20 protein-coding genes are annotated in these 21,754 nt (G+C 36.2%); 15 read left to right on the forward strand and 5 right to left on the reverse strand.

The genetic code is table 11. The features are described from left to right. Window positions 1-141 precede the first annotated feature (141 nt). Together yhbH and NSQ74_RS06755 are read left to right on the forward strand one after the other, a co-directional pair. Complete coding sequence (gene yhbH / locus NSQ74_RS06750; RefSeq protein ID WP_340822275.1) at window positions 142-1,308, forward strand: sporulation protein YhbH; 1,167 nt, start codon at window positions 142-144, stop codon at window positions 1,306-1,308. Window positions 1,309-1,357: 49 nt separating this feature from the next. Further along, window positions 1,358-2,758, forward strand: coding sequence for a SpoVR family protein (locus tag NSQ74_RS06755; protein ID WP_340822276.1), 1,401 nt, complete (start codon window positions 1,358-1,360; stop codon window positions 2,756-2,758). 69 nt (window positions 2,759-2,827) lie between these two features. Here NSQ74_RS06755 and NSQ74_RS06760 read toward each other — a convergent pair whose 3' ends face one another. Further along, entirely contained in the window at window positions 2,828-3,268 is a 441-nt protein-coding gene (locus NSQ74_RS06760) for a hypothetical protein (RefSeq protein ID WP_340822277.1), read from the reverse strand. Between the two features lie 209 nt (window positions 3,269-3,477). Between NSQ74_RS06760 and NSQ74_RS06765 the strand changes: the two genes are divergently transcribed. Further along, a complete protein-coding gene (locus NSQ74_RS06765) occupies window positions 3,478-4,362 on the forward strand; it encodes a radical SAM/SPASM domain-containing protein (RefSeq protein ID WP_340822278.1) in 885 nt (294 codons plus the stop codon). Window positions 4,363-5,191: 829 nt separating this feature from the next. On the opposite strand, the gene NSQ74_RS06770 is transcribed toward NSQ74_RS06765, so the two are convergent. Beyond that, on the reverse strand, window positions 5,192-5,581 hold the full coding sequence (locus tag NSQ74_RS06770) for a helix-turn-helix domain-containing protein (protein ID WP_340822280.1): 390 nt from the start codon (window positions 5,579-5,581) through the stop codon (window positions 5,192-5,194). Between the two features lie 215 nt (window positions 5,582-5,796). Here NSQ74_RS06770 and NSQ74_RS06775 point away from each other — a divergent pair, with 215 nt between their 5' ends. After that, on the forward strand, window positions 5,797-6,465 hold the full coding sequence (locus NSQ74_RS06775) for a restriction endonuclease subunit S (RefSeq protein ID WP_340822281.1): 669 nt from the start codon (window positions 5,797-5,799) through the stop codon (window positions 6,463-6,465). 71 nt (window positions 6,466-6,536) lie between these two features. On the opposite strand, the gene NSQ74_RS06780 is transcribed toward NSQ74_RS06775, so the two are convergent. Further along, window positions 6,537-8,144 (reverse strand): ribonuclease J, encoded by a 1,608-nt coding sequence (locus NSQ74_RS06780; protein ID WP_445669073.1) that lies wholly within the window; start codon window positions 8,142-8,144, stop codon window positions 6,537-6,539. Between the two features lie 200 nt (window positions 8,145-8,344). Between NSQ74_RS06780 and NSQ74_RS06785 the strand changes: the two genes are divergently transcribed. Next, window positions 8,345-8,569 carry a hypothetical protein gene (locus NSQ74_RS06785; protein WP_340826417.1) on the forward strand — a complete coding sequence of 75 codons (225 nt, stop codon included), beginning with the start codon at window positions 8,345-8,347 and terminating at the stop codon, window positions 8,567-8,569. 547 nt (window positions 8,570-9,116) lie between these two features. Beyond that, window positions 9,117-11,285 (forward strand): coiled-coil domain-containing protein, encoded by a 2,169-nt coding sequence (locus tag NSQ74_RS06790; protein WP_340822283.1) that lies wholly within the window; start codon window positions 9,117-9,119, stop codon window positions 11,283-11,285. Window positions 11,286-11,470: 185 nt separating this feature from the next. Here the strand turns inward: NSQ74_RS06790 and NSQ74_RS06795 are convergent, their stop codons facing one another. Then, window positions 11,471-11,761, reverse strand: coding sequence for a hypothetical protein (locus tag NSQ74_RS06795; RefSeq protein WP_340822284.1), 291 nt, complete (start codon window positions 11,759-11,761; stop codon window positions 11,471-11,473). Between the two features lie 452 nt (window positions 11,762-12,213). Here NSQ74_RS06795 and NSQ74_RS06800 point away from each other — a divergent pair, with 452 nt between their 5' ends. The 5 genes from NSQ74_RS06800 (at window position 12,214) to NSQ74_RS06820 (ending at window position 15,329) form a co-directional block, all read left to right on the forward strand. Further along, window positions 12,214-13,686, forward strand: a complete 1,473-nt coding sequence (locus NSQ74_RS06800; protein ID WP_340822285.1) for a helix-turn-helix domain-containing protein — start codon at window positions 12,214-12,216, stop codon at window positions 13,684-13,686. A gap of 273 nt (window positions 13,687-13,959) precedes the next feature. Next, window positions 13,960-14,169 (forward strand): hypothetical protein, encoded by a 210-nt coding sequence (locus tag NSQ74_RS06805; RefSeq protein ID WP_340822287.1) that lies wholly within the window; start codon window positions 13,960-13,962, stop codon window positions 14,167-14,169. 25 nt (window positions 14,170-14,194) lie between these two features. Further along, complete coding sequence (locus NSQ74_RS06810) at window positions 14,195-14,389, forward strand: gamma-type small acid-soluble spore protein (protein WP_340826420.1); 195 nt, start codon at window positions 14,195-14,197, stop codon at window positions 14,387-14,389. Between the two features lie 84 nt (window positions 14,390-14,473). After that, window positions 14,474-14,656: a cysteine-rich CWC family protein gene (locus NSQ74_RS06815; RefSeq protein WP_340822288.1), complete on the forward strand. Its 183-nt coding sequence runs from the start codon at window positions 14,474-14,476 to the stop codon at window positions 14,654-14,656. A 94-nt stretch (window positions 14,657-14,750) separates the two neighbouring features. Continuing rightward, window positions 14,751-15,329 carry a DUF305 domain-containing protein gene (locus NSQ74_RS06820; RefSeq protein WP_340822289.1) on the forward strand — a complete coding sequence of 193 codons (579 nt, stop codon included), beginning with the start codon at window positions 14,751-14,753 and terminating at the stop codon, window positions 15,327-15,329. Window positions 15,330-15,976: 647 nt separating this feature from the next. Here the strand turns inward: NSQ74_RS06820 and NSQ74_RS06825 are convergent. After that, window positions 15,977-16,588 (reverse strand): metallophosphoesterase family protein, encoded by a 612-nt coding sequence (locus NSQ74_RS06825; protein WP_340826421.1) that lies wholly within the window; start codon window positions 16,586-16,588, stop codon window positions 15,977-15,979. A 383-nt stretch (window positions 16,589-16,971) separates the two neighbouring features. On the opposite strand from NSQ74_RS06825, the gene NSQ74_RS06830 reads away from it, so the two are divergent. The 4 genes from NSQ74_RS06830 to NSQ74_RS06845 all read left to right on the forward strand — a co-directional run bounded on the left by NSQ74_RS06830 (window position 16,972) and on the right by NSQ74_RS06845 (window position 21,632). Then, a complete protein-coding gene (locus tag NSQ74_RS06830; RefSeq protein ID WP_340822290.1) occupies window positions 16,972-18,468 on the forward strand; it encodes a class I adenylate-forming enzyme family protein in 1,497 nt (498 codons plus the stop codon). Window positions 18,469-18,614: 146 nt separating this feature from the next. Next, complete coding sequence (locus NSQ74_RS06835) at window positions 18,615-19,598, forward strand: C39 family peptidase (protein WP_340822291.1); 984 nt, start codon at window positions 18,615-18,617, stop codon at window positions 19,596-19,598. Window positions 19,599-19,701: 103 nt separating this feature from the next. Further along, complete coding sequence (locus tag NSQ74_RS06840) at window positions 19,702-20,934, forward strand: carboxylate--amine ligase (RefSeq protein ID WP_340822292.1); 1,233 nt, start codon at window positions 19,702-19,704, stop codon at window positions 20,932-20,934. Continuing rightward, window positions 20,931-21,632 carry an aspartate/glutamate racemase family protein gene (locus NSQ74_RS06845; RefSeq protein WP_340822294.1) on the forward strand — a complete coding sequence of 234 codons (702 nt, stop codon included), beginning with the start codon at window positions 20,931-20,933 and terminating at the stop codon, window positions 21,630-21,632. Before NSQ74_RS06840 ends, NSQ74_RS06845 begins: the two co-directional genes overlap by 4 nt. The last annotated feature ends 122 nt before the right edge of the window (window positions 21,633-21,754 follow it).

The following is a 21,754-nucleotide window of genomic DNA, read 5'->3' on the forward strand; positions in this document are numbered from 1 at the left end:
TATGCCAAAAGCGTAATTGATAGACGTAATAGGAGTGTCCCAATTTTAGGGCACTCCTTTTATTTCTCTAAAAAAGTTCAATAAAGCGGATCACTAGCATAGTATAGAAAAAGCGAATTTGATAGATGGGTGAGGATAAAAATGACTGAAAACGAAAATAAGGGTTTTGTCATCTCTCAGGAAAATTGGTCCCTCCATCGTAAAGGGCACCAAGACCAGCAACGTCATATGGAAAAGGTTAAAGATGCGATTAAAAATAATTTACCTGATTTAGTTAGTGAAGAAAGTATTGTCATGTCAAATGGTCGTGAGGTAATTAAAATACCTATACGCTCCCTCGATGAATATAAAATTCGATACAATTATGATAATTCTAAGCATGTAGGTCAAGGACAAGGTGATAGTAGTGTAGGGGATGTTGTCGCGCGTGACGGTAGCAAGAGCAATCAGCAGGGCAATGGGAAAGAAGCTGGTGACAAGCCTGGTCAAGATTATTATGAAGCAGAAGTAAGTATGGAAGAAATTCAAAGTGTGTTATTTAAAGAGCTGGAGCTTCCTAATTTACAGCAAAAAGAAAAAGCAGATATTAAAACCGAAAAAATTGAATTTAATGATATAAGGAAAAAAGGGCTTATGGGTAATGTGGATAAGAAGCGCACAATATTGAATGCGCTGAAACGCAATGCCATGGAAGGAAAAGCGCAAATTACACCAATTCATAATGATGATTTACGCTTTAAAACATGGGATGAAGTGGAGAAGCCTGAATCAAAGGCTGTAGTCCTTGCAATGATGGATACAAGTGGTTCTATGGGTGCTTTTGAAAAATATTGTGCTAGAAGTTTCTTCTTTTGGATGACGAGATTTTTACGGTCGAAATATGAAACAGTTGAAATTGAATTTATAGCACATCATACAGAGGCAAAAGTAGTGACAGAGGAAGAGTTTTTCACAAAAGGGGAAAGTGGCGGAACGATCTGTTCTTCGGCTTATATTAAAGCGTTAGAGTTGATTCGTGAGAAGTATAATCCTAGTCGTTATAATATTTATCCTGTGCATTTTTCAGATGGTGAAAACATTTCAATGGATAATGAAAAATGTTTAAAGCTAGTTAATGAATTGATGGACGTCTCAAGCATGTTTGGATATGGCGAAGTAAATCAACATAATCGTTTTTCAACATTAATGTATACGTATAAAAAAATTGATGATCCAAAGTTTAGGTATCATATTTTAAAGAAAAAAGGCGATGTCTATGATGCCTTAAAGAGCTTTTTCCAAAAACATGAGTTGCAAAATGAAAATTAATATTAGGAAGGTGCGAAGCATTCATTTTTCCAGAGGAGGAGGTTGAAAAATGGAGAAGGAGCTTCACCGTGCGATTGATGAAATAACAGAAATTGCAACAGGGTTTGGTTTAGATTTTTTCCCAATGCGTTATGAAATATGTCCTGCAGATATTATTTATACATTTGGCGCATATGGTATGCCTACGCGTTTTTCCCACTGGAGCTTTGGAAAGCAATTTCATAAGATGAAGCTGCAATATGATTTAGGGCTAAGTCAAATTTATGAGCTTGTTATTAACTCAAATCCGTGCTATGCATTTTTACTTGATACGAATTCTCTCACGCAAAACAAGCTAATTATTGCGCATGTATTAGCACACTGTGACTTCTTTAAAAACAATGTACGATTTTCTAATACAAGACGAGATATGGTAGAGAGTATGACAGCAACTGCAGAGCGGATTGCGGGCTATGAAAGGGAATATGGGAAGGAAGAGGTAGAACAGTTTTTAGATGCGATATTAGCTATTCAAGAACATATCGATCCTTCTTTATTAAGACCAAAGCTGTCATCAGAAGATGAAGAACATGATGAAGAAGAAATTGTTACTTCTAGATCGCCGTATGATGACCTTTGGAATTTAGATAATAAGGAAAAAGAACAAAGGTCGGTACGGAGAAAAATTAAACAGTTTCCAATGAAACCTGAAAAGGATTTATTACTTTTTATCCAAGAGCATAGTCGTGAACTAGAGGGATGGCAACGTGATATTTTAACAATGATGCGTGAGGAAATGCTATATTTTTGGCCTCAATTAGAAACGAAAATAATGAATGAAGGTTGGGCTTCCTTTTGGCATCAGCGCATCATGCGTGAACTCAATTTAACAACAGTAGAGACGATTGAATATGCCAAATTAAACGCGGGTGTTGTGCAGCCATCAAAAACATCAATCAATCCTTATTATTTGGGCTTGAAAATATTTGAGGATATTGAAAAACGCTATAATAATCCAAGTGAAGAGATGCTAAGATTAGGGGTACTACCAAATAGCGGACGTGAAAAGATGTTTGAGGTGCGTGAGATTGAATCGGATATTTCCTTTATTCGCAACTATTTAACAAAGGATTTAGCAAAGCAAGAGGATCTATATTTATTCCAGAAAAAGGGTAATGAATATCGCATTACAGACAAAGATCATGAAATGGTTCGTGATCAGCTTGTATCGATGCGCGTTAATGGAGGGTTCCCATATATCGTTGTGAAAAACGGCGATTATCTACGAAATGGAGAGCTATATTTAGTGCATGGTTATGAGGGAATGGAGCTAGATCCACATTATTTAGAAAATGTATTGCCGTATATTTATCAATTGTGGGGGCGTCCTGTGCATTTAGAGACGTTTGTTGAGGGAAAACCGATGCTTTATTCGTATGATGGTACAAAAAATTATAAGCGCTCTGTCTAAAGTAAAACTTCTATCAGGTAGGATGAAAAACCCTACAGATAGAAGTTTTACTTTTTTATTGAGATAACTTTATTCATTGTTTTCATTGTTAGAAGGATGCTCTTCAATTACTGGTTCTTGTAACTCATCTTCTTCAACGTCTTGTGATTGATTAGAAGACGAATGTATATCACTATCAACGACTAAACTATCGCGAACCTTAATCCCTTGTTGTCCGCCTGCTTCGTCATTATTATCTCCGGCAATACCACTTCTGCCATTACCATCAGCGAATTTAGAATCAAGATTTCTTGTTTGGCTATGATTGAGCGCATTTTGTCCGCCTTGGTTGGCATTTGTGCCAACATCTTTATTAATTTGACCGCCACCTTCAGCTCTTTGCTCAAAATGGTTCTCTGTGTTGCCAATATTAAATGTGATATTTATAGTAATATTATTTTTTCCCTCTTTATCTCTTTCAGGTTCCTCAGAGTGATTAGAATTTCTAGAGGCATTATTATAACCTGTCATATTTTTCACTCCTTTCTTTAAGTATTATTATTAAAGTATTAAATTTTTAAGAGTTCACTTGTACGTGTAGCCTTATCTATAAAGGAAATATTGAAGATAATATATAAAGCGGTAGTTATTAATAATGAATTTCTGCGCGACGTAACGAAAATTTGTTAAAATGAATAAGATTATATGAATATCTATGGAACTGGAACGGTGAATAAACGTTGAAAACATTTAAAAAGGTTTATATAGAAATAACAAGCGTCTGTAATTTAGCTTGTAGTTTCTGCCCGCCAACTGAGCGTGCAAAAGGGCTTATCAAGGTAGAACAGTTTAATAAAATACTTGATGAAATACGACCTCATACTAAATACATTTACTTGCATGTTAAAGGTGAACCACTTTTGCATCCGCGGATTAATCAGCTATTAGACGCGGCACATGACAAGGGCTTTAAGGTGAATATTACGACGAACGGCACACTTATTAAAAAGAATCGTGAAAAGTTATTGGGCAAGCCAGCACTACGCCAAATTAATTTTTCATTACACAGCTTTGATGGCCATGAGGGCTCTGAAAATCGTGAGAAATATTTAGGGGATATTTTAGATTTTGTCCGCGAAGCAAAAGAATTTAACACAATAATTTCGTATCGTCTGTGGAATTTACAGCAGGATCATGTTACAGATCTTGCTGCTAGAAGAAACCGTGAGACATTAGAAATTTTAGAAAATGAATATAATCTCGATTTTCGCATTGAGGAAAAAGTTCAGCCAGGCAAGGGCGTAAAAATTGCGAACAATGTTTATTTAAATCAGGATCATGAATTTAGATGGCCAAGTTTGCTTGCGCCAGAGGATGAAGGCAAAGGCTTTTGTCATGCGTTACGCAGCCAAGCAGCCATTCTTGTAGATGGTACAGTTGTGCCATGTTGTCTTGATGGAGAAGGTGTTATCAACTTGGGGAATGTACATGAGCAGTCCTTTAGTGAAATTGTAGAAGGCGAGCGTGCCAATAATTTAGTTGATGGTTTTTCAAGACGAGAAGCGGTCGAAGAGTTATGTAGAAAATGTGGCTACCGACAAAAGTTCGGTATGGAAGGCGAATAGGGTAAAAGAGAAAAGTGTTACTTTGACTGCACGAATCTTGCTGTGACCGTCGATATCCGTTGCGGACGGTCGCTTTCTGCAAAGCATAGAAATAGTATGAGTGACTGGCACGCCACATAGCCCCATGGCATAAGAGTAGTAGTTCCTAAAACGGAAAAATCCACTGCGCTTTCCGCGGGCACACACGTAAGCCGCAACCCTCGCTAACGCGCGGCTTGTTGCGTCTTACGCTGCGTGCGTTCCCGCAGGAGTCTACGTGGATTTTTCCTTTGTTAGTTTAGAATGCAAAGCTTAGAAATATATGAGTGACTGGCACACGGTATAGCCCCATGGCATAAGAGTAGTAGTTCCTAAAACGGAAAAATCCACTGCGCTTTTCGCGGGCACACACGTAAGCCGCAACCCTCGCTAACGCGCGGCTTGCTGCGTCTTACGCTTTGTGCGTTCCCGCAGGAGTCTACGTGGATTTTTCCTTTGTTAGTTTAGAATGCAAAGCCTAGAAATAGTATGAGTGACTGGCACACGGTATAGCCCCATGGCATAAGAGTAGTAGTTCCTAAAACGGAAAAATCCACTGCGCTTTCCGCGGGCACACACGTAAGCCGCAACCCTCGCTAACGCGCGGCTTGTTGCGTCTTACACTGTGTGCGTTCCCGCAGGAGTCTACGTGGATTTTTCCTTTGTTAGTTTAGAATGCAAAGCATAGAAATAGTATGAGTGACTGGCACGCCACATAGCCCCACGCCCGCGGAAAGCGAGCAACCCGTAACGGAAATCAATTAACACTTTGAAAGGGACAAGGTGCGTCTACAGTCTTACAGCTCCAATGTTATTCAACATTGGAGCTGTTTTTCTTTGATTGAGCATCAATCGTATTTAGAAAATCTCTTGTAATGCGTACTACGTATTTTACTTCGTCTAAATTGCGCTCTCTTAATAATGAGCGATGAATGTCGAGCATAAGATTTTTTTCTTCAATATCAGTAACACCCGATAATCGTTGGAAATTAAAAAGTTCCTCTGGTGCAATATCTAACGCTTTCATAAGCAATTCTAACGTACTTAAAGTAATATTTGATTGCCCGTGCTCAATATTTGAAATGCGACCTTTACTAAAACCTAACTTCCCCGTTCTCTCTGCTACTTCTTCTTGACTAAGCCCTTTGGAAACTCTAATGATACGGAGTTGTTCACCTACTAGCTTTAAAAAGTCTGACATATCACTCACCTCTATGTAAAAAGCTAGTGAAAAACAATGAAAATGCATATACCATTAAAGTTATATAATGTAGATAATGTTACATTAAAATGGTACAATAATCACTATAATAATGATATGGAAGAATATTCATAGCATTTTGGACCGTCTACACAAGCATTTTTTGATTGGTTGTATGAAATTTTGAAAGCTCTTTAAGAATGGAGGATCTCAACTTGTTGGAGCGTTATAGACTAGATGAAATAGCTCTTATTGTTGCTAGTTTAACAACACCTAATATTTCAGATTACTCAAATGTTGGTCAACCTCTTATTACAGCAAAAAATTTAAAATGGTTAGCACTGGATGGTGATATTCGTAAATTATCTAAATGGAATGATACGGTTAATATGCATTTTAAGTGTGCAAAGGTGCCAGCAAAAACAATTATTCTCGCGAAAAATGACTTAGGTCGTGCTAAAAAGTATATATTTCAATGTGAACAAGATGCATATATTGCTAATGATGTAGTTGCAATTATCCCAAATGAATCTATTATTTTAAGTGATTATTTGTATTTTTTTCTCCATTGGTATCAGACCAATAAAGACTGGAGACAATTGCATCATATAAAGTTAGATTTACCTGCATTAGAAATACAAACAAATATTGTAAAGCTGTTAAAAACTAGTCAGCTTTTATTGAAACATAAAAAATCATTGCTAGCTGTTGTGGAGGAGTTACCACTCCATATTCGAAACATTTCAAAGCAAACTGAACAACATGCTAGCCATTTAAATGACGGATTTGAACAGCTTCAAACGTTATATCATCTGGCACTTCATAAAATCTTTACTGGAGAGCTATATCAGTTCCACAACAATAATGTTAAAAGGAAACCTTGAGTTGGCGTTAAAAAAAGTCGGTGTGATATAGAAAGACTAACACCGACTTTTTAACATAAAGCGATATGAAGTTAAATTTCAATTATAATAGGCAAAATCATCGGTTTGCGTTTCGTTTGTGAAAACAAATATTGGCCGACCGTTTTTTTAATCTCTCGCCTTAAAACAAATAGCTGTTGCTTGTTTTCCCCTTGGAGTTCGCTAATAGTTGCTTTTACGAGTTCATTCACTTTTTGTAGCAAATTCTCCGACTCTTTTGCATAAACAAATCCTCTTGATGTAGTATCAGGTTCTAAAATAATAGACCCATCACTCTTACTAAGCGTTAACACGATAACGAGCATGCCGTCCTCAGATAGTTGTTTACGATCACGTAAAACAATTCCTTCAACTTCACCAATGCCAATACCATCAACATACGTTTCACCAGATGGGATTTTTCGTGTTTGTCTAGCTTTCGACTTTTCTATATCAACAACATCCCCATTTTTCATTATAAAGGTATGTCCTCTTTTGACACCGACAGATTCTGCTAACAAGCGATGTTGATGTAGCATACGAAATTCTCCATGTATCGGAATAAAAAACTTTGGTTTCATTAGCGTCAACATTAGCTTTAAATCTTCTTGATAACCATGTCCAGAAACATGCATGCCTGTGTTACTCGCCGAACCATAAATGACGTTAGCCCCTAGCTGAAATAAATTATCGACAATTCGCGAAACGCCTTTTTCATTACCTGGTATTGGAGAGGCAGCTAAAATAACAGTATCGTCAGGTAAAATTTTTACTTCACGATGATTGCCACTAGCTAAACGAGAAAGTGCGGCCAATGGCTCTCCCTGACTCCCTGTACATAATACAACAACTTCTTCTGGAGGGAGATACTTCACTTCACGGGCATCAAGTAACAACTCATCAGGCATCGATAAATACCCTCGCTCTAAGGCGACATCAACCACATTCACCATACTGCGACCTAACAATGCAAGTTTACGATTCGTTGCAATAGTGGCATCTACAATTTGTTGAATTCGATTTACATTGGAAGCAAAGGTAGAAATGATTATTTTACGTTCGGCATGAAGAAAAGCTTCTTCAATATGATGACCTACAAGTTTTTCCGATGGTGTTAATCCTGGTCGTTCAGCATTTGTACTTTCAGATATTAATAATAATACACCTTCAGATCCAATAGCTGCCATCTTGTGAATATCAGCATACTGATTATTAACTGGAGTTAAATCAAACTTGAAGTCTCCAGTGTGCACTACTTTGCCTTCAGGTGTTTGAAAAACGATACCTAAGCAGTCAGGAATACTATGATTTGTTCTGAAGAAACTCACATCAATTTGTCCGAAATGTAACGAGGAGTCTGAGCGAATCTCTATTAAATCAGTCTCTCTTAGCAGCTTGTGCTCCTTTAGTTTTAACTCAATTAACCCTAATGTAAATCTTGTAGCGTAAATGGGAACGTTAATTTTCTTTAAAAGGTACGGAATGCCACCTATATGATCTTCATGCCCATGCGTGACAATTAATCCTTTAATTTTTTCTTTGTTTTCCTGTAAGTAGGTGATATCAGGGATAATTAAATCAATGCCAAGTAGACTTTCATCTGGAAACTTTGCTCCACAATCGACAATAAGTAAATCATTTCCATATTGTATTACATACATATTTTTACCGATTTCGTTAATACCACCTAGAGCAAAAATGGATAATGCATTATTTGTAGCGGTCAATTTTTTTACCTCCGTTTAAACGTATTCCGATACTTTTTATTATTGCTCACGTTTTCAATCTTATACTTTTGCGGAAGAATGATAAAAACAGCTAGTGGATATGATAAGTGCATTAATGGAGGAGTTGTTTGACAATGAAGGAATTTAAAATAACCTATTTCTTTGATGAGATTCATTATGTTAGGCGATTTATTCATATTGAGTCACAAGAAAAAGCACAACAATTGGTTAAAAGTGAACGGGATCAATATATTGCTTTTACAGATAGTAGAGGAATATATCATGAATTACACACAAAAAATGTACGCGTTATTCAAGTTTCCGAATATCATCGGGTTGATAAAACGAAGGACACTTAATCTTTGTACATTAACGATAATGGAGTGTACAACATGAAGAAAGAAAATGTGCCACCTGAGAAAAGAATGTTTATGAACTTATCAAAAGAAATAAGTGAAAATCCAACACAAATAGTGCTAAATACTATTTCAAACTGGGCTTAAACAGTCCAGTTTGTTTTTGTTTGTTAAAGGACTGAACCCTTTCCCCTTTGAAAGGACAATCAATGTTTTTTTCATCCTTTTTAAGCCATCGTTAAAAATTAAACCCATTCGTTTATATTCTATTATGTTTTAGGTTGTATCAAAAAAATAAAAAATAAAAGAAAAATATGATTTTGAATATAGTTGAAAAATTAAGTAATTATCATTAAAAAGTGTAAAATGCTCATTTTAATATATTCATTTTCTAATATTTATACATAAAAGTGTATTTGTAGTTATAAAATTTCTCAAAAAAAGATAAAAGAAGCAAAAAAGAAGATTCTTACGTGCCTATTAAATAATTTATGGTTTAGATAGATTGCAAAATTGCAAAAAAAATTAAAGAAAGGGAGAGGGTCAAAAAATGAAGAAGAAAAAAAGAAATAAATTTAAAAAAACAGCAATTTTTGCTGCTGCTGCTACTGCTGCACTAGTAACACCAGCAATAGTAGCGCCAATAGACGCTGAAGCTGTATCACGATGGGTATATGTATTACAAGCAGACTATAACATTGTAATGAAAATAGACGGTGAAAAAGTAACTGGTCAATGGGGTGGCAGAACACTTCGTTTAGTTAGTACAAAAGACGATAATGTATATTATACAAGAACATTACCAAGAGCCCTTTCAGTAAAAGATACAGGAACATATTACATTTATGATTTGACAGATTATGATTTAACAGACTCGGCTCAAGCAGCAAATGTTCATAAAATGTTAAAACCAGCTGGGAAAATTACAATACACCATAATGGTCGTCTGGCGAGTATCGCTACTTTAAATTACAATACAGTTACATTTTATGGAAATAGTGAGAAGAGCGAAATTTTAGCGACATCACTTGTTCTTTCAGGAGATAAAGTTAAAGAGCCTTCTAAGCCGACAAGTGAAGGCAAGACATTTATCGAATGGGTAGATAAAGATGGGAAAAGATTTGATTTTAGCACACAGCCAATTACTAGCAAAACTGAAGTCTTCGCTAAATGGTGTGTACCAACATCAACTACAGTCCCGACAAAACCAAAAGTGGATGAAACAGTGACAGTCCCAACAGAACCAAAAGTGGATGAAACAATGACAGTCCCGACAGAACCAAAAGTGGATGAAACAATGACAGTTCCAACAGAACCAAAAGTGGATGAAACAGTGACAGTCCCAACAGAACCAAAAGTGGACGAAACCATGACAGTCCCGACAGAACCAAAAGTGGATGAAACAATGACAGTCCCAACAGAACCAAAAGTGGATGAAACAGTGACAGTCCCAACAGAACCAAAAGTGGATGAAACCGTGACAGTCCCGACAGAACCAAAAGTGGATGAAACAATGACAGTTCCAACAGAACCAAAAGTGGATGAAACAGTGACAGTCCCAACAGAACCAAAAGTGAATGAAACAACGTCAGTGACACCGCCTAAAAATGCTAAACGTGTGGTATATGTTTTAATAGCAGGCTATAACATTGCAATGAGAATAGATGGGGAAAAAGTAACTGATCAATGGGATGGCAGAACACTTCGCTTAGTTAGTACGAAAGACGATAAAATATATTATACAAGAACATTACCAAGAAAATTTTTAGTGAATGATGTGGGAACATATTATATTTACGATTTGACAGATTATGATTTAACAGATTCAGTTCAAGCTGCAAATATTCATAAAACGCTTAAGCCAGCAGGGAGCATTACGATCCATAGAAATGGTCGTATCGCTACTGTTCCTACGTTAAACTATAATTCGGTCACATTTTATGGAAATAGCGAGATGAGCGAAATATTAGCGACTTCGCTTGTTCTATCAGGAGACAACGTAAAAGAGCCATCTATACCAACAAGTGAGGGCAAGACATTTATCGAATGGGTAGATAAAGAAGGAAAAAGATTTGATTTTAGTACACAGCCAATTACTAGTAAAACGGAAATCTTTGCTAAATGGGAAGAACCAACAGAACCAACAGAGCCAACAGAGCCAACAGAGCCAACAGAGCCAACAGAGCCAACAGAGCCAACAGAGCCAACAGAGCCAACAGAGCCAACAGAGCCAACAGAGCCAACAGAACCAACAGAACCAACAGAACCAACAGAACCAACAGAACCAACAGAACCAACAGAGCCAACAGAGCCAACAGAGCCAACAGAGCCAACAGAACCAACGGAACCAACAGAACCAACGGAACCAACAGAGCCAACAGAACCAACAGAACCAACAGAGCCAACAGAGCCAACAGAGCCAACGGAACCAACAGAGCCAACAGAGCCAACAGAGCCAACAGAGCCAACAGAGCCAACAGAGCCAACAGAGCCAACAGAACCAGCTCCTGACGCAGAGCAGAACGAGCTACTGGATAAATGGATTCAGCTTTTAGCACAACAAAATGAGTTGCTAGCTCAACAGAACGAGTTACAAGCGCAACAAAACGAGTTATTAGCACAACAAAACGAGTTACTAGCGCAACAGAATGAGTTACAAGCGCAACAAAACGAATTACTAGCGCAACAAAACGAGTTGCTAACTCATCAAAACGACTAATATAATTCGTAACTAAATTCCTTTTTTATGGCGTGTCCGATCCAAGCTATAAATCTGACAATGGGAATAACAATATTTTAAAAAAACCTGTAAGTCATTAAGGAATAAGCTAATTTTTATACGTGAGACAAGAAAGGAATAGACAAAGGTGGTAACTCAATTGATTTCATATAATCGATTACGAATCAAACGGTTATCTGCTCTATATGGAGCGAACCAGTTGCCGACAAAACAACAAAATCAGCAGCAACCAAACCAACAGAATTTGTTGCTGTCCCAACAAAACTACTTGTTATTAAAGCAAAATCATCTATTGACACAACTGTTGACTCAATTATGGAATCCCGCACCGATTCATCCAAATCAGTTGCTAGGTCAGCGACAGATGTATCTACCATTGCAACTAAAACAGGTGTCGATACACAGGAACCGGTTGCTCGCACAACAACGGTATCAGTCGCAAACAGAGCGGACATTTTTGCAGCCGCGGAAGTATCAATTACTGATTTAACGCTAAACAAACATTGGCCGATTCCATGTTGCTATATATCTCATTGTCTAGACATGCCTATTGTAAACTTGCTTTCCTACATTTTCGTAAAGCACATGAGGATGATTCTATATTAGAGAATCTCTTTATACAGGGATTTCAGAATGCAAGGTATCAAAATCATAAAGTTTTGATACCTTGTATCTCATATAAGACTAAAACTTCCGTTAGTGTCTCCTTAAACAGCACGACAACACAGAAAATCATACATATTGGATTTCATAACAACAGCTACGATGATAGTTGAATAAGTTCCGAAACGCTTGATATAAAGACAAAGTCGATAATGGCTTTGTTTTTATGTTTTTTTAGAATGTATTTTGGTGTATTTAGTTTGAATTTTAGTATATTGATGAAATAAAAAGGAGCTGATTTTTTATGGAAAGATTTTTAGATCGCCCAGAAAAAATACTGATTTACCTTTATTGTAAAAGTGGAAAAGCAAAGATTGATGAGTTGGCAGAACATTTACAAGTTGGACGATCAACTATAGAAAAAGAATTACATTTTTTAATGGAGACACTAAGTAACACAAGTTTTTTTATAAAATCTGGGGAAGTCCATTTGGATATAGTTTCTCCTTCACTTATAGACGATACACTGAAAATGCTATATAAAAATAATATATTTTTAAAAATAATAACATTACTTTTCGAGAAAAATATAAATTCTGTAAATGAAATAACCAATATTTTAAATATGAGCAAATCCACAGTATACCGTAAATTTAAAGTTATAAAAGAATGGCTGCAAGAATATAAACTAAAATTAGTTACTGCTCCAGTGCTAACGATTCAAGGTGATGAAAAAAATATTAGAAATTTGATGCAACAATTTTATGATTTTTATTTATCTCGTTCTTTATCAGAAATAAGATTTTTTAATAAGGAACTTTTTGTGGAGAAAATAGACGAAATTTGTATTTTAAATAGTTTCAATTTGACACCGCAAGGTCTACGAAAATTATCAATTTCCATGGAAATTTTGCATATTAGGAGTCGACTTTCAAGGTATATACAATATGAAAATTTCCCTACTGAAGAAAATTCTCTTTATATAAACATAACGAAAAAGCTGCAATCATTTTTTCCTAATTATATGGACAAAAACACTAAACAATGTGAGGTTATTTATTATGCAACGAATTTATATAATTATTTAATACGCAAGAGAAAGCTCACAATAGGTGAAATTTATTCTTTAAAAGAAACTAATTTGCGTTATAGTATGATTTTTAATTTTTTAGAATATATATCCGAAAATTTTTATTTTGATTTCTCTTCTGATATAAGACTCGTTGAAGGGTTAAGCAGATATACTGAACTCTACTATATTGATTTACGTTTAGGAACTAGTAATAGGTTAAATGAGTTAAGCGGTTACATAAATATTTGTAAAGATCATCCTTTTTATTTTTTAGTAAAAGAAGCAGCTTTAAAGTTATTTAAGCAATATAATTTTCTTCCTGAAATTAAAGAGATTGATATATTTGCGCTGTACTACTTTCTTTCAATCAGTCAACTTAGAATAAAAAAGATTCAAACTGTATCAATAGCTATTATAACGGAATCTGAAATTGAACAAGAAAGTATAACAGAATACTTAACGTTTAAATACGGTACAAATATACAAACATACTCATTGAACCTATACGCTTTCAAAAAAAATATATTTTATCAAGAGTATGATTTGTTAATAAATATGGAAAATAACAATAGTCTTTTCAAAGGCGTTGAAAGCTTGACTATTTCCCCTTTATTAAGTAACGCCGATAAGAGCAAACTTGAATATAAAATAAACGAACTTTTAAATAAAAAAATGACTAAATATACTGAACTAATAGTTTTTTAGCGTAATCTCGATATGCTTTATGCATTGTAAATATCTTAGTGAATTTTTAGAATTCCCACCCCAATCTTAAGATAGATGTAAAAGAACAATTATCCCCTAATTTTTGTTTAATATAATGGCTTTCAATCTGCACTATTTAAGAAAACAGTACACATGGCTAAAAATAAGAAATGTTCACGTTTTTCAAGTTTCTAAATATTATCGAGTTAATAAAACGAAGGACACATAATCTTTGTATGTTTACACACATTAACGATAAAGGAGTGTGACAATATGAATAAAGAAAATGTGCCACCTGAGAAAAGAATGTTTATGAACTTATCAAGTAAAGATAAGCCCGATATGGTTGATTCGGATACCATTAGTATTTTTGACTTGCACGAAGATATGCAAACAGTCGATATCATTCCAATTGAAGAGCTCAATAAAAGGGTGAAAAGAGAAGGCGATGAATTGATTGAAATGCAGCCAGATGAATTATAGAAGGGAATGAATTTGCTTGCCTAATATGAATGAAGAACAGCTTACGGCTTCGGGTACGAATATTAATGATGTAAAACGGAAAAACGCAGAAGCGGGGCTTTCCTATAACGAAGTAAAAGAGCTACTAGCTAAAACTGGTGGGCATGGTACTGCAAAGTATAGTGATACAGATAGTGAAGAAGTGAAGGCGCAAAATAATCAATCAATGCGTAATATGTAATAGTTTAGGGAGTGCGAAATTTAACCTGTATTTCGTACTCCTTTTGTTGTACATTACAATCATCGGAGAAAGGAGTGTAATTACATGCAATATGAAGAAAAATGTTGTCCTTTATGTGGGAAAGAAAATCAATGTGGTGTAGCAGAAGGCCAAGATGCATGCTGGTGTATGAACGAAAAATTTCCTGAAGGTATAATAGGGGCAGTCTCTAACGAACCTAAAAAGTGTATTTGCCAAAATTGTTTACATACATATCAAAACATCTAGCTTTTTCTGTTTCATTATCTTGATATTCGGTGGTACAAATGTCTATCGCACAACAACCTACGGGGCATACATTACTCTGAAAGGAGTGTGTCTAATGACCAAACCAATTCCACTTAGTAATGTAACCCAGGCATATTTAGAGGAAAACAAAAGAATAATCAATAAGATGATGCAAGGTATGACCTATGTAACCATAACGTGTAGCATATCGGAAAACTTTATCAAACAAATTATTCCACATCAAATCGCGGCAATTAGAATGTCAGAAAATGTGTTGCAATATACAACGAATATACCTGTTCAAAATTTCGCATTAGAAGTTATACAAACTCATACCGAAATAGTCGAAAGTCTAGAAGCAATACAAAACAGATGCTGTATCGTACAAAATACAGAATATGAATTATATGAATATATGTGCGCATTTAAAGAAATTGCTGAAACGATGTTCCAAGCATTGTGCTCGCCACCAACCTCTAATAGTATCAATATAAATTATCTTCAAGATATGATTATCCATCATCAAGCAGGCGTACGATTAGTACAAAACGTTCAACGATTCTGCATATGCCAAGAGTTAATTCCAATTCTTCAATGTATGATTCAAACATTATGTTGTCAACTTGAAGAAATGCAAAAATTACTTGATGCGCTACAAGATTGTGATTGTTAACAATAAAACGCTAAAATTGTTCGCAATTTTAGCGTTTTATTTTGTTGATAATAGAATTAAATGAATGTGTATCTAAAAATATTAATGCGTTTGAATTTCGCTCCGAGTGGTCTCGTTCCTGCGGGGCTTTCAGCTCAAGCTTTTCGCTGGAGTCGTCACTCTTCGCGATATTGCTCGTGCTGTTTCGGCAGATGTGTCGCGCCTTCCACTCCAATCAACTAGGATTATATACTATTACAATACTTCTCTCCTGTTAAGCTTTCTGCAAAAGCTTAAATCACTGGAGTCACCGCTCTTTGCGGAAATGAAAGGCTTCTATGTAAAGAAATGAGGGACAGCTGTAGCAAAAGATCGATATTTAAGAGGGTTCTACTTGTCGCACGCTTAGTTGTAATAAAGGATTGCTCTTAAAGCGAGGTAGGTCGTGGCGACTAGGTGATACTAGTTAATCGTAGCGGAGGCGGTAACTCCTGGGGGACAGCACAGAACGTAAGACGTGGGCATTTCGCGCGTTAGCGAGGGTTGCGGCTTACGTTCTGTGCAAGCGGAAAGCATCAGCGTTCTGAGCCTTATTAGTTGCAGTATCTGATTGTTTAAGTAGTTAAATGTGATTAAAGAACTTATGTTGATTTCTAAGTAACGATAATTTAAATGCCAACTGCATCCTTAGCTTCGCAGGACGATGCGCACATAAAAGTGACCGTTCGCTTGTCACTATCGTAGAGGCACCACTCACGGTGATCCACTACAGAACCAACATTGATGCGATATTGTTTTGCTTGCAACTCAATTGGTTGACCAAAATGAATACGAATTGGCAGCTTTTTATTTTGGCGATAGATTCCTGATTCATGGCTATGTCCGAAAAAAAGAATCTGCTTTTCGATTGAAGGAAACTTAGGCTGCCATGAAACACTCCACTGGAACTGGTGTCCATGAATTAGCATTGCTCCTTCAATGTCCATCGTTTCGGGCAATGCAATAAAGCGCTCAATGCCTGTAACGTGTGTAATCCGTTCTTCTTGGTTGCCTCGAATAGACGGGAATGTCAGTAGTTTTTCGAAATCATTATCTATAATAGCTGCTTTTTGCAAAGGCAAGCCTGATATCGTTTTTGCTTTTTTCTTACTTACTGTACATTCATATAAATCGCCTAATCCTATTATTGCAGCATCTTCTGCTGTTTCTTGTATATGAGCTAATACTGCCTTTGTATCATCAATATTAGAATGTAAATCTCCTAAAAGTGCATACAGCATAATAATCATGCCTTTCATTTTCAAAATAATTTTACAAGTATCATACACCTAACAGAATTTGATAGAAAAGTAATATGTATCAGAATATTTTGTGACACTACTTACATATTTTGAATGTGAGGAAAAATTGCTAACAAATAAGTTGCTTGATAAAATAGTTTGTGTAGTCTAAATTTTCTGAATAATGTTAGTAGAATTCGATTTTAAAAGCTTTTAATTACTTTAACAGAAGTTTTCCATTTCTTAACGTGGAAAATGAATGTCAACTATGTTTTGAATGTAGTGGGGCAAGCGTCTGCGGATGTCACAAATTTAAGCGTAGTTTTTGATTAGCTTGAAAACATCGATTCGCTGAGTAACAACTAAAAATGAGGGGGTATATGATGACGATATTTATGACGGATATTTTACAAAAATACGCTACACAGCAACCTGATGCGATTGCAACGATTTATGAAGGTGAAAAGGTAACTTATGGCGAGTTTTATAAGTGTGCAGAAAAGTTTGCAGCCTATTTACAAGAGCAGGGCTATGAGAAAAATGATGTCATTGCGCTATATACACTTAATTCCGATATGTTTTTAATTGCTTACATCGGTATCCAACTAGCAGGTTATGTTGTGATGCCTATCAATACAAAACTTGCAGCACGAGAGGTTGATTTTATCGTCAACCATTCAGAAGCAAAAGGGCTCATTTATGACGAGAGAATTGAAGAAGTACTAGCTGATGTTCCGTATTCATTTCAACATGTGATTGGATTAAAAGATATGAAAGAGGTTATCGAAAACTATAAAGGGCAAAGAAAGATTATACAATTACAAGCAGATGATACGGCTGTTGTAATGTATACGTCTGGTACAACAGGGAAGCCAAAAGGGGTAATGCTGACGCATCAAAATATTGTTTCGACAGCGGATATTTGGTCAGCATCTATGAATATGACAAACGAGGACAGCATGTTTATTTGTACGCCTTTGTTTCATTGTGCAGGACTCCACGTATTTGCGATGCCAATGTTCTTTCAAGGCGGTACGGTAATTATAGAGGAAAGCTTTTCACCAAAGAATACGTTAGAACAACTTGTAAAAACACAGGCCACTATTTTCTTCGGTGTACCTTCTATGTATACGATGATATTAAATACGCCTGAATTTAAGGATCATTCCTTTATGAATTTACGTTTATTATGTTATGGTGCAGCACCAATGCCATATGAACTTGTGAAGCAAGTTAAAGAAGCTTTGCCGAATGTAAAAGTTCAAAACTTATATGGTCAAACAGAAAATTCACCTGCTGCTACCTCTCTTTTAGATGCAGATGCATTGTCGAAGATTGGTTCAGTCGGAAAACCGTTAGCACAGACAGAAGTACGTGTTGTAGATAGCTATGGAGAAGCAGTGCCAGCAGGCAAAGTTGGAGAAATTTGCGTTAGAGGACCACAGGTAATGAAAGGTTATTTGCGTAATGATGAAGAGACAGCCCGAGCTATTCAAGATGGTTGGCTTTATTCAGGGGATTTAGGGCGGTTTGATGAAGAAGGTTACTTATATATAGTCGATCGTAAAAAGGACATGATAATTCGTGGTGGGGAAAATATTTATCCAATTGAGATTGAGGAAGTATTATATCAATTGCCAGAAATTTTAGAGGCAGCAGTAGTTGGCTTACCACATGAAGTGTATGGTGAAGTACCAAAAGCGTTTGTTGTATTAAAAGAAGGGAAGCTGTTAGATGAAGAGTCTATTTTAGCCTATTGTCGTTCACAGCTTGCAAAATATAAAGTGCCTTTTGAAATTGAATTTTTAGCACAGTTACCACGTAATGCATCAGGAAAGGTATTAAAACATACGCTTCGACCTAAAATAGCAACATCTTAAAGTATAGGATTTTGTCAATACATTGAAAAGTAGCAGGATAAAATATGAACACCTATTAAATTAGCGTATAATAAAGCTACGACAAATTGTAAAAATAGAATAGAAGATTATGTATTTCTTCGAATGAGATAGGAGCGGAATTTGTCTTGTGGAGTGATTATAAACGCCTTTTAATAGTTAGTATTATGATTATCATGCTACTTTCTGGTTGTAATCAATTAACACAGCAGAGTCGACCAAAGAATCAATTAACTGTTTTGACGGTAGAATTTAATAGTGGTGCACCAATTCCGAGTCTCTATATAACAATGACAGATACGGAGACCGGTAAGAAAATTGAAGAAGCAGTAGGCTCTGAAGAGGGCGAGGCTACTTTTTCAAACCTTGTAGAGGGCAGAGAATATACGATTACGGCAACAACGCTAAGTGGCAAGGATGATAATGGCTATACGACAATTGAAAAATTTACGTATGATGTGACAAAGCCGTATTATCGACTGCCAACGCATTCTTCAAGAGCAGAGCAGGAGCTTGCTGTTCCAGTAATCATGCAGAAACCAGAGCTTCCTCAAGGTTGTGAAATTACGGCACTAACGGCTGTTTTAAATTATTACGGCATGGATGTTACAAAGCTTGAAATGGCGGATAACTATTTGCCTAAACAAAAAATATATACATCAGGCGGTCAACGCTACGGGCCGAACCCAGCGCTTGCGTATGCAGGAAATCCACGGGATAAGGCAAATGGTATGTACGTCTTTGCAGCGCCTATTGTCAAAGCTGCGGAAGCCGCTATTGCAGATAAGCAGGCAAACCTTCGTGTAACGGATATGAGCGGTGCATCTCAAAGTGAGATTTTAGACCTTGTAGAAGAGGGAGTTCCTGTTGTCGTATGGGTTACGCTTGATTTATCGACACCTAAAACAACAGCGAATAAAGGCTGGATTTATGAAGGTGAAACGGTGAAGCATGATGCGTACTTAAACTTACATGCCGTAGTATTAACTGGTCATTCAGATCAGCAAGTAGTCGTCATGGACCCATTACAGGGTAATGTTTCATACAATGTAGACGAATTTTTCAAGAGCTATCAGGAGTTAAATATGCAAGCAGTAGCGATTCATAAATAAGGATTTTTGCAAACTTCTTATATTTAGGAAAGCTATTGGAGCGCAGTTTTGACTGTAGTAAAATATGTTACACTAATAAAAAAGCTAAAGTGAGTTGAGTAGAATGGCCATTGAGCACGCTTTTTTACCGGTTTTATTGGGCGATGAAATGAATGCTTACGGCATGGCGCGAGCATTTTACGAGTCCTATGGCGTTAAACCACTTGCATTAAATCATACGAATATGGAAAAAATTCAACAAAGTGATTTATTTACTTTTCGTGAAGTAGCAAGATTGAATATTGAAGAGCGCTTTGTTGTTGCTTTAAAAGCTATCGCAGAGGAATTTTCAGAAAAGAAATTATTACTGTTAGCTTGTGATGAATTTTATGTAAAGAAAATTGTGCAGCATAAAGATGAATTATCGAGTTTTTTTGTTATTCCCTATGTCGATGAACCACTTGCCAATCAACTATTAAAGCGTGAAAGTATGTATCAGCTTTGTGCAGCGTATGGCTTCCACTATCCTGCAATGCATGTTTGTACGGTAAATGACTATGAGCAATTGACGATGCCATTTGAATATCCTGTTATCATTAAGCCTATGAATATGACGAAGTACGCAAGTTGTATTTTCCCTGGTAAGAAAAAGGTATATACTGCACATAATGAAGATGAAAAAGATGCTATTTTTCACGCAATATATAAGGAATCTGCCTACCGTGATGATTTAATGGTGCAACAATATATTCCAGGTGAAGATGCCAATATGCGTGTTGTAAATGCTTATGTTGGACAAGATCACAAAGTCAAGCTACTATCTGTAGGGAACCCGATTTTAGAAGAGCATTCACCGCACGGTATTGGACGCTATGTCGCCATTATGACGACTTATGACAAGGAACTAATGGATTGTGTTAAAACGTTTCTTGAGGCGCTACAATTTCAAGGCTTTGCTACATTTGATATGAAATATGATGAACGTGATGGACTGTACAAATTATTGAGTATGGAATTACATAATGAACTATCGAATTATTATGTGACAGCAAGCGGCTATAATTTAATGCAGTATGTAGCGGATGATTTTATTCGGGGAAGTAAACAGCAGCTAACATATGTGCAGAACAAGCACCTTTGGACGATAGTGCCTAATGGTGTATTATTTAAATACGTATTAAATGAACAACTTGTAATTGAAGCTAAAAGTTTGATTCGACAAGGTTTAGCAACGGATTCTATTTTTAATTATAAAGATATGAATGCGAAGCGTTGGCTGAATGTAACGCTTGATAATTTAAGCTTCTATCGCAAATATAAGAAATATTTTAACAACAAAGGTCTGTCTAACTCATGAAAAAACAAACTTTAGGTATAATTGGTGGCGTCGGTCCACTTGCAACAATGTTTATCGGCGAAATGATTGTAAGACGTACAAAGGCTACAAAAGATCAGGAGCATGTACATACCATTATTGATAATGATACAAATATTCCTGACCGAACAGCTTTTATATTAGATAAAACAAAAGAAAACCCTGTTCCAGTTTTAATAGAGGATGCAAAAAAACTAGCCTCTGTTGGAGCAAATTTAATTGCCATTCCGTGTAATACGGCACATACCTTTTATGATGAAATAGCACAAGGCTCTCCAATTCCTGTGCTACACATGATTCGTGAAACGGCAAAGCGAGCAAATGATTTAGGGGCAAAGCGGGTTGGTATTTTAGCGACAACAGGCACGTTAACGTCACGCATGTATCAAGATGCATTAGAGGAGTTTGGCATTACACCAGTAATACCAGATGATCAAATGAAAGAAAAAGTGATGGCGATTATTTACGATTATGTGAAAGCTGGTAAGGATGTCACACAAGAAGATTGGCTGCCTATCGAAGAAGCGATGCTAGCCCTGAATTGTGATCGTATCGTACTAGGCTGTACAGAGTTATCAATCGTCAATCGAGACTTAAAATTAAGTGACAAATATATAGATTCATTAATCGTTTTAGCTGAATGTGCTATTTTAGCATGCGGCTATGAATTAGTGGAGTAACATTTGGCTCACCTGTTGTAAAAGGTGAGCTTTTTTAATCCATGTCTAAAAGATTAATGAGTATTGCACAATATATAGAAGGAAAATGCTTGTGCACAGCTAGTGTGTTAAACTAATGTCAA

Source organism: Lysinibacillus sp. FSL W8-0992 (assembly GCF_038008685.1).
GTDB lineage: Bacteria > Bacillota > Bacilli > Bacillales_A > Planococcaceae > Lysinibacillus.

Coding starts and splice junctions, on each gene's coding strand:
- NSQ74_RS06830 (WP_340822290.1), top strand. CDS start 16,972: ATGACGATATTTATGACGGATATTTTACAAAAATACGCTACACAGCAA.
- NSQ74_RS06760 (WP_340822277.1), bottom strand. CDS start 3,268: ATGACAGGTTATAATAATGCCTCTAGAAATTCTAATCACTCTGAGGAA.
- NSQ74_RS06810 (WP_340826420.1), top strand. CDS start 14,195: ATGAATGAAGAACAGCTTACGGCTTCGGGTACGAATATTAATGATGTA.
- yhbH (WP_340822275.1), top strand. CDS start 142: ATGACTGAAAACGAAAATAAGGGTTTTGTCATCTCTCAGGAAAATTGG.
- NSQ74_RS06755 (WP_340822276.1), top strand. CDS start 1,358: ATGGAGAAGGAGCTTCACCGTGCGATTGATGAAATAACAGAAATTGCA.
- NSQ74_RS06770 (WP_340822280.1), bottom strand. CDS start 5,581: ATGTCAGACTTTTTAAAGCTAGTAGGTGAACAACTCCGTATCATTAGA.
- NSQ74_RS06840 (WP_340822292.1), top strand. CDS start 19,702: ATGGCCATTGAGCACGCTTTTTTACCGGTTTTATTGGGCGATGAAATG.
- NSQ74_RS06825 (WP_340826421.1), bottom strand. CDS start 16,588: ATGCTGTATGCACTTTTAGGAGATTTACATTCTAATATTGATGATACA.
- NSQ74_RS06845 (WP_340822294.1), top strand. CDS start 20,931: ATGAAAAAACAAACTTTAGGTATAATTGGTGGCGTCGGTCCACTTGCA.
- NSQ74_RS06790 (WP_340822283.1), top strand. CDS start 9,117: ATGAAGAAGAAAAAAAGAAATAAATTTAAAAAAACAGCAATTTTTGCT.
- NSQ74_RS06820 (WP_340822289.1), top strand. CDS start 14,751: ATGACCAAACCAATTCCACTTAGTAATGTAACCCAGGCATATTTAGAG.
- NSQ74_RS06785 (WP_340826417.1), top strand. CDS start 8,345: ATGAAGGAATTTAAAATAACCTATTTCTTTGATGAGATTCATTATGTT.
- NSQ74_RS06815 (WP_340822288.1), top strand. CDS start 14,474: ATGCAATATGAAGAAAAATGTTGTCCTTTATGTGGGAAAGAAAATCAA.
- NSQ74_RS06805 (WP_340822287.1), top strand. CDS start 13,960: ATGAATAAAGAAAATGTGCCACCTGAGAAAAGAATGTTTATGAACTTA.
- NSQ74_RS06795 (WP_340822284.1), bottom strand. CDS start 11,761: ATGTCCGCTCTGTTTGCGACTGATACCGTTGTTGTGCGAGCAACCGGT.
- NSQ74_RS06780 (WP_445669073.1), bottom strand. CDS start 8,144: ATGTATGTAATACAATATGGAAATGATTTACTTATTGTCGATTGTGGA.
- NSQ74_RS06800 (WP_340822285.1), top strand. CDS start 12,214: ATGGAAAGATTTTTAGATCGCCCAGAAAAAATACTGATTTACCTTTAT.